Origin of the sequence: Microbacterium sp. (assembly GCF_031988965.1) — a bacterium.
Lineage (GTDB): Bacteria > Actinomycetota > Actinomycetes > Actinomycetales > Microbacteriaceae > Microbacterium.
In genome coordinates this window covers 1-11,484 of record NZ_DALZXX010000095.1, presented here as the reverse complement: position 1 = coordinate 11,484, position 11,484 = coordinate 1, and the positions used below count along the sequence as shown (strand labels likewise).

The 11,484-nt window shown below is 68.6% G+C and carries 9 protein-coding genes and 1 pseudogene; 3 read left to right on the top strand and 7 right to left on the bottom strand.

Annotation, left to right across the window (positions count from 1 at the left end):
* Nucleotides 1–7: 7 nt before the first annotated feature.
* Nucleotides 8–571, bottom strand: a complete 564-nt coding sequence (locus tag RTM68_RS13555) for a TetR/AcrR family transcriptional regulator (protein ID WP_312171772.1) — start codon at nucleotides 569–571, stop codon at nucleotides 8–10.
* A 95-nt stretch (nucleotides 572–666) separates the two neighbouring features.
* Between RTM68_RS13555 and RTM68_RS13550 the strand changes: the two genes are divergently transcribed.
* A complete protein-coding gene (locus RTM68_RS13550) occupies nucleotides 667–1,509 on the top strand; it encodes an alpha/beta hydrolase (RefSeq protein ID WP_312171770.1) in 843 nt (280 codons plus the stop codon).
* 34 nt (nucleotides 1,510–1,543) lie between these two features.
* Nucleotides 1,544–2,257: pseudogene (locus RTM68_RS13545) on the top strand (GrpB family protein); the annotation flags it as partial.
* A 237-nt stretch (nucleotides 2,258–2,494) separates the two neighbouring features.
* On the opposite strand, the gene RTM68_RS13540 reads toward RTM68_RS13545, so the two are convergent.
* The 4 genes from RTM68_RS13540 to RTM68_RS13525 all read right to left on the bottom strand — a co-directional run bounded on the left by RTM68_RS13540 (nucleotide 2,495) and on the right by RTM68_RS13525 (nucleotide 8,515).
* Nucleotides 2,495–3,406 (bottom strand): ABC transporter permease subunit, encoded by a 912-nt coding sequence (locus RTM68_RS13540; protein ID WP_312171767.1) that lies wholly within the window; start codon nucleotides 3,404–3,406, stop codon nucleotides 2,495–2,497.
* Complete coding sequence (locus tag RTM68_RS13535) at nucleotides 3,406–5,028, bottom strand: ABC transporter permease subunit (protein ID WP_312171765.1); 1,623 nt, start codon at nucleotides 5,026–5,028, stop codon at nucleotides 3,406–3,408. The genes RTM68_RS13540 and RTM68_RS13535 overlap by 1 nt, the downstream gene beginning before the upstream one ends.
* A 126-nt stretch (nucleotides 5,029–5,154) precedes the next feature.
* Nucleotides 5,155–6,381 (bottom strand): extracellular solute-binding protein, encoded by a 1,227-nt coding sequence (locus RTM68_RS13530; RefSeq protein ID WP_312171762.1) that lies wholly within the window; start codon nucleotides 6,379–6,381, stop codon nucleotides 5,155–5,157.
* Between the two features lie 124 nt (nucleotides 6,382–6,505).
* Nucleotides 6,506–8,515: a beta-galactosidase gene (locus RTM68_RS13525; protein ID WP_312171759.1), complete on the bottom strand. Its 2,010-nt coding sequence runs from the start codon at nucleotides 8,513–8,515 to the stop codon at nucleotides 6,506–6,508.
* Nucleotides 8,516–8,728: 213 nt separating this feature from the next.
* Between RTM68_RS13525 and RTM68_RS13520 the strand changes: the two genes are divergently transcribed.
* Complete coding sequence (locus RTM68_RS13520) at nucleotides 8,729–9,736, top strand: LacI family DNA-binding transcriptional regulator (protein ID WP_312171756.1); 1,008 nt, start codon at nucleotides 8,729–8,731, stop codon at nucleotides 9,734–9,736.
* A 120-nt stretch (nucleotides 9,737–9,856) separates the two neighbouring features.
* Here RTM68_RS13520 and RTM68_RS13515 read toward each other — a convergent pair whose 3' ends face one another.
* Together RTM68_RS13515 and RTM68_RS13510 are read right to left on the bottom strand one after the other, a co-directional pair.
* Nucleotides 9,857–10,723 carry an alpha/beta hydrolase gene (locus tag RTM68_RS13515; RefSeq protein WP_312171754.1) on the bottom strand — a complete coding sequence of 289 codons (867 nt, stop codon included), beginning with the start codon at nucleotides 10,721–10,723 and terminating at the stop codon, nucleotides 9,857–9,859.
* 234 nt (nucleotides 10,724–10,957) lie between these two features.
* Nucleotides 10,958–11,484 (bottom strand): siderophore-interacting protein (locus RTM68_RS13510; protein WP_312171750.1); only part of this gene is annotated, 527 nt, incomplete at its 5' end.

Genomic DNA, 11,484 nt, shown 5'->3' with positions numbered 1-11,484 from the left:
GCGCCGGTCAGGCGGCGACGGCGGCGTCGATCAGCACCTCGGCCGCATCGCGCGCCTGCACGGCGACCTGCGGGTCGGCGGCGATGGCCGCGGTGCTCTGGGCGCCCTCGGCGAGGATCGACAGCTGCGCGGCGAGGGATGCCGGGGCCCCGGTGTCCACCACGAGTCCCGCCATGTACTTCTGGAACGATGCCTTGTGCTCGCGCACGATCCGGGCGACCTCGGGGTTCGTTCCGCCGAGTTCGCCGAACGCGTTGATGAACGCGCAGCCGCGGAAGTCGTCGGTGCAGAACCAGCCCTCGAGGTACCCGTACACAGCGAGCAGCCGATCGCGCGGATCGGCACCGGCATCCGCCACCGCGCCGGTCAGCCCGGTCTCCCACTCCCCGTGCTTTCTCGCGAGCACAGCGGTCACGATGTCGGTCTTCGACGGGAACTCCGCATAGAGGCGACGCAGCGACACGCCGGCCGAGGCCCGCAGCTCATCCATGCCGACAGCCGCGTATCCCTTGCGGTAATACAGCTCATCAGCCGCCGCAAGGATCTGTTCACGCACTGTTCCGTCGGTCATGCTTCCAGTGTACTTGACACGAGAACGAACGTTCTCTAGTGTGGAACACATCAGGTGAGAACGATCGTTCTCACCGCACCGAAAGGATCAGGATCATGGGTTACATCACCGTCGGAAACGAGAACAGCACCCCGATCGAGCTCTACTACGAAGACCAGGGATCGGGCCAGCCCGTCGTCCTGATCCACGGTTACCCGCTCGACGGTCACAGCTGGGAGCGCCAGACTCGCGAGCTGCTCTCCCAGGGCTACCGCGTCATCACCTATGACCGTCGCGGCTTCGGTGGCTCGTCGAAGGTGAACGCTGGCTATGACTACGACACGTTCGCCGCCGACCTCAACACCGTTCTCGAGACCCTCGACCTGCGCGACGTCGTGCTCGTCGGCTTCTCGATGGGCACCGGAGAGCTCGCTCGCTACGTCGCGAAGTACGGCCATGACCGCGTCGCGAAGCTCGCCTTCCTCGCCTCGCTCGAGCCCTTCCTCGTGCAGCGCGACGACAACCCCGAGGGCGTGCCCCAGGATGTCTTCGACGGCATCGAGGCCGCAGCCAAGGGCGACCGCTTCGCCTGGTTCACGCAGTTCTACAACGACTTCTACAACCTCGACGAGAACCTCGGTTCGCGCATCAGCCAGGAGGCCGTCACCGGCAGCTGGAACGTCGCGATCGGCAGCGCACCCGTCGCCGCCTACGCGGTCGTCTCGTCGTGGATCGAGGACTTCCGCAGTGATGTCGACGCCGTCCGCGACGCCGGAAAGCCGACCCTGATCCTGCACGGCACCAAGGACAACATCCTGCCGATCGACGCCACGGCTCGCCGCTTCCACCAGGCCGTCCCCGCAGCGACCTACGTCGAGGTCGAGGGCGCCCCGCACGGTCTGCTCTGGACCCACGCCGACGAGGTCAACGCCGCACTGAAGGACTTCCTCAGCAAGTAATCGGTGACCACCGCGGCATCCGGACCCGAACCGGATGCCGCGGTTCGCGTCTCTGCGGGATCCTCCTGTCGGCGGAGTCCGGAACGGACAGCGGCTCATCTGCCGTCCGTACACTGTCCGGATGAGCGACGAGACGAACCCGGCGGCGCTGGTCGAGCACCGGACGTCATGGATCCCTCGAGCAGAACGGATGCTCTCGACGCTCCGCCCGGCACTCGACGCACTGCCCGGCATCGAATCGGCATCCCTCGACCACATCGGCTCGACCGCCGTTCCCGGCCTGCCGGCCAAGCCGCTCCTCGATCTGCAACTGCGGATCTCTCCGCTCCCCGACGACGCCGACCTCTGCCGGCTGCTCGAACCGCTCGGTTACGTCCGCGCCCGCGGATCACGCCCCGACTCCCCGGGGGTCGATCGCGACATCCCCCGCGGCACTCTCACCGCCGGCACCACTCTCCCGGCCGGCACCACTCTCCCGGCCGGCACCACTCTCCCGGCCGGCACCACTCTCCCGACCGGCACCGACGTGTGGCAGAAATCGCTGTTCTGGCATGAGGGCGAGCAGGCGATCCTTCACGTCCGACGTTCCGACTCACCCTGGGGCTTCTACACGGTGTGGTTCCGCGACTGGCTGCGCGCTGTTCCCGACGCCCGCGATCGGTATGCCGCAGAGAAGCGACGGCTCAGCGCCGAGCAGGTCGGCAAGCCCGACTACGACGACTACACGCGGGCCAAGACGAGCTTCTTCGACCGCGTGCAGTCGGAGTTCGGAGCTGGGCCGCCACGCGGGGCTGACCCGCACTCGCACCAGCACTCGCCCCCGCCCCTGCCCCCGCCCCCGCCCCCGCCCCGAAGGAGGTCTCACGCATCGAAGGAGCGGATGCCGGATCCAGCCCTTCGGCGCGTGAGATCTCCTTCTGAGCGGGCGGATGCCGGCCCACCCGAGCGGGCGGATGCCGACACAGTCCTCGGCCCCGCGGAAGGCTCAGCCCTTGACGGACCCCTGGGTGAGCCCGCCGACGATGTACTTCTGCAGCGAGAAGAACAGCGCGAGCACGGGCACCGCGGCGACCACGACACCCGCGGCGAACAGCCCCCAGCGCGAGGTCAGCTGGTTGGAGACCCACTGGTACATGCCGACCGCGAGGGTCCAGTTGTCCTCAGAGGTGAGGATGATCTTCGACAGGATGAAGTCGCCGAAGGCCGCGAGGAACGCGAGCAGCGCGACGACCGCGAGGATCGGCACGACCAGCGGCATGATGAGCCGCCAGAAGATCTGCGCGTGGGTGGCTCCGTCGATCTTCGCCGACTCGTCGATCTCGACGGGGATCGTGTTGAAGAAGCCGTACATGAGGAAGGTGTTCGCGCCGAGCGCTCCGCCCAGATACACGCAGATCAGCGCGATCTTCGAGTTGATGCCGAGGGCAGGCACGACATCACCGAGCGTCTGCAGCATCAGGAAGATCGCGATGAACGCGAGCGCCTGCGGGAACATCTGCAGCACCAGCAGCGTGGTGAGGCTGGCACGACGCCCGCTGAACCGGAACCGCGAGAACGCGTACGCGCCGCAGGCGCCCATGAGCACCGAGCCGACCGCGGTCACCCCGCCGATCAGCAGCGTGTTGCCGAACCAGACCCAGTAGCGCGATTCGCCGAGGGCGATGTAGTTCGCCGGATCGAACGCGCTGAACAGGGCGCTGGATGCCGCGAGGCTGCCGTTCGGGTTGAGCGACGCCGACAGCACGTAGACGAGCGGGAACGCGGCGAAGAAGAGCACCCCGACGGCGAGGATGTACTTCCAGCCGACCTCGCTCCACCACCGACGCCGACGGGCACCGGCGCGGGCGGCCTGCGCATCCTTCGACGAACCGGTCACGATGACTCTGGTCTCACTCATCACTGGTACTCCTCGAGCTTGCGGGTCTGTCGGAAGCTCAGCGCTGAGATGAGACCGACCACGATGAAGGCGATGATCGACAGCGCGCTCGCGAGGCCGTAGTCGGCCGCACCACCCGAGACGCCCGAGACGTCGTAGATGGCCGAGACGAGGATGTCGGTCGAGCCCAGTGCGTACGGCGCCCCGGCGATGGCCGGCCCGCCGTTGTTGAACGTGTAGATCACCGTGAAGTTGTTGAATGCCACGGCGAACGAGGCGATCAGCAGCGGCGCGGTCGAGACGAGCAGCAGCGGCAGCACGATCGCCCGGAACCGCTGGATCTTGTTCGCGCCGTCGATCTCGGCCGCCTCGAGCGTCTCTCCCGGAAGCGACTGCAGAGCGCCGGTGCAGACGAGGAACCAGTACGGGTAGCTGAGCCACACGTTCACGAAGATCACGGCTGCGCGGGTGAGCCACGGGTCTCCGAGCCAGTTGATGTTCGCACCGAAGAAGAGCAGATCGTTGATCACGCCGAACTCGGCGTTGAACATGCCGCGGAACAGCAGCGCGGCCATGAACGCGGGGAACGCGTACGGGAGGATGAACAGCGCCCGGAGGAACCGTCGCCCCTTGACCCGGGGGTCGTTGTAGACGATCGCGAGGCCGAGTCCGACGGCGAAGCTCAGCACGACCGACAGGATCGCGAACGCGAACGTCCAGACCGTGACGCTCAACAGCGTGCCGGCGAGGTTCGCGTCGGTGAAGAGCTTCAGGAAGTTCGCGAACCCGACATTGACCGACCAGCCCGTCGGCAGCGCCGTGCCGTCGTCGGCGACGAATGCCCCGAGCTCGGTGGCGGTGTAGACCGTGCCCGACTGCGTGTCGGTGATGGTCTGCGCATCCGCGTCCCACACGAGCGTCGGCTCGTAGACCGAGCCCGTGGATCCCTCTCGGGTGCGGATCGAGCCGTCGTTCGGGTCGTCAGAGACCGGCACCCGGAGGTCCTTGATGGTCGCGCCGAGCGTGGGGTCGGTGAGCACGGTCGCCCTCGGGATGACAGTCCAGCCCGGCACCTCGCTCGGGGCGCCGGTGGTGCCGATCTCGGCTCCGGATGCCGCGGTCAGCGGCTCGTCGGCGGATCCGACGCGCACGTCGCCGTCGTCGTCGACGATCGCGAAGCCGAGCTCGCCTCCACGCTCGACGATCGACAGCGGATAGTCGGCAGACCCCTCGACGCGGCGCTCGCCCTGGATCAGCGCGGCCTCGACCGCCTGCTCCTGTGTGCCGACATGACCGGTGCCGTAGTTCGTGAAGGCGATGTAGGCCGTGTATCCGAAGATGAAGACCTGGAAGACGAGCAGGAAGATCAGCCCGGGCAGCAGGTACTTCAGCGGCAGCGCCCGACGGGTGAAGTACACCCAGTCGGCGATGATCACCAGCAGCACGACGACGCCGAGGACGATCCACGACTCGGCGCTCCAGGCCGAGATCGCCGTCATGATGCCGAAGGCGTTGACCAGCGCCATCAGTGCGAGCTTGATGAGGAATCCCCAGCCGAGGCCGCGGAAGCGGCGGGCATGGGATTCGCGCGAGGGCTTCACCACGGGGGTGGGCGCCTCGGTGGGCGGTGCCTGGATCGTCATGTCATGAGTCCTGTCGATGCATCGGTCGTTGAGCGAGCGAAGCGAGACGAAACGCGCCCGCGTACCGTGACGCGTTTCGTCTCGGTCGCTGCGCGTCCTCGCTCAACGACCGGGCATTCGGTCGGGTCAACCGGCGAGAGTCGTCTCGAGGTCGGTGACCATGGTGTTCCACGTCGACACGGGGTCGGCGCCGTTGATGATCTGCGCCTGCGCGGCGTTCCAGAGATCCCACACCGAACCCATCTCGGGGATCGACGGCATCGGCACGCCGCTCTGCGCGGAGGCCACGAAGCCGGCCGTGATCGGGTCGGACGAGACCTCATCGGCGAGCGTCGACCACGCGGGGATGCGGGGGTCGGCCTCGTACAGCGCGCGCTGTGCGTCTTCGGTGCCGAGGTAGTTGGTGAGGAACTCCTGGGCGAGGAGGGCGTTCTTGCTCTTGCTCGAGAGGTAGAAGCCCTGCACGCCCACGAACGGCGCGGCGGTCTCGCCACCGGCCGACGGGATCGGGTTCACGGCGACGTCGATGCCCTCGAACGCGCTGATCGCCCACGGCCCCTGGATCGTGTACGGAGCCTTGCCCGACGCGAACAGCTCGTTGTTGATGTCGTAGTCGATCGTCGTCGAGATGTAGCCGGTGCCGTTCGCACCGTTGGCGCCGAGCCAGCTGGCGAACGCCTCGCCGGGTGCGCCGCCCATGCCGACCTCGCTCGTGTACGAACCGGTGTCGTCCTGCACGAAGACGGGAGCGCCGAAGGAGGTCTGCAGACCGTACATCGTGTAGCCGTCGCCGGTCTCGCCGCCGGTGTTGATGACGAAGGGACGCTCGGTGCCTGCCGCGACGCCCTTGGCGATCATGTCATCCCACGTCGCGGGTGCCTCGGCACCGACGAGGCCGACGTTCTGCACGAGCGCGATGGTCTCGAGCGAGTACGGCAGCGCGTAGAGCTGGCCGTCGTAGGTCATGGCGTCGAGCGCGACCTGCTCGAACTCCGACGCCTTGTCGCCGAGGTCGATCGTGTCGACGACACCGGCGGCGACCAGCGCGCCGAGCCAGTCGTGGGCACCGACCGTGATGTCGGGGCCCTCTCCGGTCGGGACCTGGGCGATGAAGTCGTTGCGGAGGTCCTCGAAGTTCTTCTGCACGAGGGTGACCGTGGCGCCGGTCTCCTCCTCGAAGGCCTCGGCGGCTGCGGTGATCGCGGCTTCGCGCTCGGCGTCCGTCCAGATGACGAGCTCAGCGCCGTCGCCGGATGCCGCGTCGTCGCCGCCCTCCGAGGCGCCGGCCGAGCAGCCGGCCAGGAGGACGACCGCCGACAGAGCGAGTGCGCCGACTCCGATGTGCTTGCGCATGCGTTTTCCTATCTGTTGTGGCCGACGATGCGCTTCGCGTCATCGCGACCGGGGTGAGTGGGTGGTGCTGTTGTTCAGGTGGTGCAGTGGTGTTCGGGTGGTGCTGTCGTGCTGAGTGGTGCGGTCAGGAGGTGGCCGTGCGGATGACGGCGACGCCGCCGGCGGCGACGGTGAGGGCACCCGAGATCTCGGCGCCCGTGAGCAGTTCGACACCCGAGGCCTCGAGCTCGACGTCGTCATCACGGTGGTTCACGGCGATGCGGTAGACCGCCTCGGCGCCGTGACGCGTGATGACCTCGAGGCCTTCGGCGACGCCGGAGGCTGCGATGTCGGCATCCGCATAGACCTCGTGCAGGAGGGCGCGCATGCCCGCGGCATCCAGTCGCGTGCCGACGTACCAGCCGGTGCCCGAACCGTGCGTGTTCCGCGTGATCGCGGGCTCGCCCTCGCCGGGTCCGCCCGAGAAGTTCGCGATGACCTCGGCTCCTTCGAGCGCGATGTCCTCCTGCCAGACGTCGGCGACGATGCCCTCGTGGTCGACCCAGTCGAGCCCGTGGCTCTCACCCTCGCGCAGCGGCAGGAACTCCTCGACCGTGAGGCCGAGTGCGTCCCGCAGCGGGGCGACGAAGCCCCCGGCGTGCACGGCGTCGTTCTCGTCGACGATCGCCGAGAAGAACGAGACCAGCAGAGTGCCGCCGCCGCTGACGTAGGAGGTGAGGTTCGCAGCATCCGCGGTGCTGAGCAGGTACTGCGCCGGGGCGACGACGAGGCGGTAGCCCGAGAGGTCCTGGCCGGGGAGGGCGAAGTCGACCGTGATGCCGTCGCGCCAGAGCTGCTCGTAGAAGCGGCGCACCTGGGCCGCGTGCGTGACGTCTTCGGACGGACGCCATTCGAGATCCTGCGCCCAGAACGACTCGAAGTCCCAGAGGATCGCGACATCGGCCTTCACCGTGCTGCCCTGCACCTCGTCGAGACGCCCGAGGGTGGCGCCGAGGTCGACGACCTCGCGGAACACGCGCGACTCGGTGCCGGCGTGCGGCAGCATCGCGGAGTGGAACTTCTCGGCCCCCGAACGTCCGGCCCGCCACTGGAAGAACAGGATGCCGTCGGCACCGCGGCCGAGGTGGGTCAGCGAGTTGCGCTTCATCTCGCCGCGGCGCTTGGCGATGTTGCGCGGCTGCCAGTTGACGGCCGAGGTGGAGTGCTCCATGAGGATCCACGGCTTGCCGCCGCCGACCGAGCGGCTGAGGTCGGCCGCGATCGCCAGCCCGATGTGCGCATCCTCGTCGGCAGCCCACAGGTAGTGGTCGTCCGAGACGATGTCGACCTCGCGGCCCCACGCCCACAGGTCGGTGGTCCAGCTCTGGTTGGCCATGAAGTTGGTCGTGACGGGCTGGTCGGCGTGGGCGCGGATCGCGTCGCGCTCGGCGATGAAGCACGCGCGCAGCTGGTGATCCGTGAAGCGGGCGAAGTCGAGGCGCTGCGCGGGGTTCACGACGCTCGGGGCGATGGCCGGGGCACCGACGTGCTCCCATGCCGAGTAGTGCTGACCCCAGAAGGCGGTGCCCCACGCGCTGTTCAGCGCCTCGAGCGACCCGTACTTCTCCTGGAGCCAGAGCCGGAAGGCGGCGACCGCGTTCGGCGAGTAGTCCTCGCCTACGGGAACGCCGTACTCGTTGTGCACGTGCCACAGCACCACGGACGGATGCTGCGCGTAGCGCGCCGCGAGAGCATCCGCGATCCGCACGATCGCCTCGCGGTAGGCCGGCGACGAGTGCGAGGCCATGCCGCGGGAGCCGAAGCCCATCGTGCGACCCTCGCGGTCGATCACATGCGCGTCGGGGTGGTTCGCGAAGAACCAGGCGGGCGGGGATGCCGTCGGGGTGCCGAGGTCGACCTTGATGCCGTTCTCGTGCAGCAGGTCGAGCAGCTCGTCGAGCCAGGCGAAGTCGAACTCTCCCTCGGCGACCTCGATGAGCGCCCAGGAGAAGATGCCGACGCTGACGAGGTTCACACCGGCCTCGCGCATCAGAGTGACGTCTTCGCGCCACGTCTCGGGCGACCACTGCTCGGGGTTGTAGTCGCCGCCATAGGCGATTCCGCGCAGGTCGGGCCAGGCGTGGGGGGAGGTCATCGGCACTCCATCGGGTCGGTGCGGTCGTGGTGCGGTCCCGACGTGCTGTCGCTCTTTCGACTGGGACCGGTCTCAGCTTGTCTCGGAAAACGGACTGGGACCGGTCTCAGTTCTACCCCAGGCCGATGACTGATCACAACTGTCGTTACCGAACTGAGACCGGTCCCAGTTTCGACTACCACTGGACGGGATCCTGTCTGTAGAGTCACAGCGATGAGTGACGACAGCGCGCGGCGCAAGCCGACGATCCGCCAGATCGCGGTGCAGGCGGGAGTATCCCGCAGCACCGTGTCTCGCGTGATCAACGGCGGGCACTGGGTGTCCCCCGACGCCAGGCAGGCGGTCGAAGAGGCGATCCTCGCCACGGGCTACACCGCCAACCACCATGCGCGCAGCCTCGCGACCGGCCGCGCCGGCTCGCTGGCCTTCCTGCTGACCGAGCCGCAGCAGCTGCTGTTCGACGACCCGACGTTCGCGCTGCTGCTGCGCGGCGCCGCCGAAGCCCTCGCCCAGAGGTCGATGACCCTGGTGCTGCTCGTGGCGGGAACCCCCGCCGAGCGCGCCAGCGTCGCGCAGTTCCTCAGCGCCGGCCACGTCGACGGCGTCATGCTCATCTCATCGCACGAGTCCGACCCACTGCTCGACCAGCTGATCGAGGTCGGCATCCCCACCGTCTGCTGCGGCCTGCCGCTCGGTCACGAGCGCGACCTCTCGACGATCTCGGTCGACGAGGTCGCCTCGGCGCGCACCATGGCCGCCCACCTTGTGGCGCAGGGACACCGTCGCATCGGCATGATCACGGGCCCCGACGACACCCCCGGCGGACGGTACCGCCTGGTGGGCTTCCGCGAAGAGCTCGGCGATCGGTTCGACGACTCACTCGTCGAGGTGGGCGACTACTCGTACGAGTCGGGCGTCGCCGCCATGACGCGGATGCTCGAGCACGACGTCGACGCCGTGTTCGCCGCATCCGACCGGATGGCCGCAGGAGCCATCGCCGCCGCCCGCCGTGCAGGACGCCGGGTGCCCGAGGACATCGCGATCGCCGGGTTCGATGACTCAGGGCTCGCCGCCACCCACGAGCCCCCGATCACGACCATGCGTCAGCCATGGGATCAGATCAGCGCGCAGATGGTCGCCGTGCTGCTCGAGGTCATCGCGGGAGCATCCCCCCGCTCCGTCGTCCTCGACACCGAGCTCGTGGTGCGCGAGAGCGCGTAGGCCTCGGGCTGCGTCCGCTCGCTCGCGCAGCGCCGGAGATCTCGCACATCGAAGGACCGGATGCCGGATGCGGTCCTTCGTTGCGTGAGTTCTCCTTCGCAGCGTGCGACGGACCTTCCCTCAGGCGCCGTCGAGCACCTCGCGGAGCTTGGCGGCGAAGGCCTCGGGCTGGCCGGCGTAGCCGAACTCGCCGCCCATGAAACCGCCATGGTGACTGGGGAAGACCGTCGCCTGCTGGCCGAGCCGTTCGGCGAGGGCGATCGCGGTGCGACCGGTGTAGACATTCAGCGACTCCTCGCCGACCGCGACGACGATCCTGGTCGGCGACGCCGTCAGCGCCTCGAGGTCCGGCGTGTAGAGCGGCACCGCCCACGAGAGTTCGGACAGCAGCGGGTCATCCCGTCTGCCGTCATCCTCCGTCGGCATCCCGAATGCCGCAGGGTCCGGCGCGGGCCGGGAGAGGAACTCGTCGGTGACTTCGCCCTCCCACGAGGTCATCGCGACGAAGGCCGCCATCCCGGCTCCCCAGCCCCTGTCCTGGTACACCTGCGTGTAGGCCACCCGGGCACGATGGACAGCCTCGGCATCGGGCAGCACACTGTCGATCGGCGGCTCGTGTGCGACGAGCGTCGCGACGTCGTGCGGGTGCGCCGTCACGAGAGCGAGCGCGCTCACCGCGCCGCCGCTGCTCGCGAGCACGTCGACGGGTCCCGCGCCGAGCGCCTCGATGATCGCGTGGACGTCCTCGGCCTGGGTCTCCGGATCGTTCGTCACGCCGCCGTCCTTGCGGGCGCTCCGCCCCAACCCGCGCGGGTCGTACGTCACGACCGTGCGATCGTCGAACAGCGCCACCTGCGCCTGGAATCCACTCGCGTCCATCGGCTGGCCGATCATCATCAGCGGAGGACGACCGTCCGCGGTCGGCAGCGGCCCGTGAACGTCGTAGACGAGGTCGACGTCCGGTAGTTCGAGCGTGCGCTGCGTCATCGGGGGCCTCCTCGCCGGTGGAACGATTCCACTGGGATGCTACGACGCGGCTTTCCCGTGCGCCACCGGTTCAGTCGTGGTCGACGTCGGCGCGAGCGCATGCACCGAAGGAGATCTCACGCAGCGAAGGACCGGATGCCGGATGCAGTCCTTCGCAGGATGAGTTCTCCTTCGCAGCGGGCGCACACAACCGGCGCCCCCGCGAGAGTAAGGCGACAGCGGGCGCACGCACCCTCAGCCGCGCATGGCGACGCCGTGGCGCCAGTAGCCCATGAAGGCGACCTGTCCACGGTCGATGCCCAGGTCCTTCACCAGGTGGCGGCGCAGCGTGGTGACGACGCCGCTCTCGCCGGCGATCCAGAAGTAGCGCTCCGCCGGAGCATCCGTCGCCGCGATCTCCTCGCCGAGACCCGAGTAGTCGGGCGTCTCCCAGAGCAGGTCCTCGGACTCGATATCGGTCACGGCGATCTCGTCGCCGGCATCCGCGTCACCCAGGTATCCCAGCACGGCGGGGATCAGCCGCACGCCGTGGGGCTCACCGAGATCGCGAGGCAGCCAGTGCACCTCGACTCCGGCGGGCACGTCGATGCGCAGCACGTCGGCGGGCGACGGCACCTCGAGGAAGGCCACTCCGCGCAGATCACGGGGCGCGTCTTCGAGGATGCGGGCGATCGCCGGGGCAGCCGTCTCGTCGCCGGCCAGCACGACCGAGGCCGCGGAACCGGGCTCGTACTCGGCGCCGTGATGATCGGCGGCCGACA

What these genes read in the sequence shown, in the direction of transcription:
- RTM68_RS13555 (WP_312171772.1), bottom strand. Translation starts at nt 571, where the DNA reads ATGACCGACGGAACAGTGCGTGAACAGATCCTTGCGGCGGCTGATGAG.
- RTM68_RS13550 (WP_312171770.1), top strand. Translation starts at nt 667, where the DNA reads ATGGGTTACATCACCGTCGGAAACGAGAACAGCACCCCGATCGAGCTC.
- RTM68_RS13540 (WP_312171767.1), bottom strand. Translation starts at nt 3,406, where the DNA reads ATGAGTGAGACCAGAGTCATCGTGACCGGTTCGTCGAAGGATGCGCAG.
- RTM68_RS13535 (WP_312171765.1), bottom strand. Translation starts at nt 5,028, where the DNA reads ATGACGATCCAGGCACCGCCCACCGAGGCGCCCACCCCCGTGGTGAAG.
- RTM68_RS13530 (WP_312171762.1), bottom strand. Translation starts at nt 6,381, where the DNA reads ATGCGCAAGCACATCGGAGTCGGCGCACTCGCTCTGTCGGCGGTCGTC.
- RTM68_RS13525 (WP_312171759.1), bottom strand. Translation starts at nt 8,515, where the DNA reads ATGACCTCCCCCCACGCCTGGCCCGACCTGCGCGGAATCGCCTATGGC.
- RTM68_RS13520 (WP_312171756.1), top strand. Translation starts at nt 8,729, where the DNA reads ATGAGTGACGACAGCGCGCGGCGCAAGCCGACGATCCGCCAGATCGCG.
- RTM68_RS13515 (WP_312171754.1), bottom strand. Translation starts at nt 10,723, where the DNA reads ATGACGCAGCGCACGCTCGAACTACCGGACGTCGACCTCGTCTACGAC.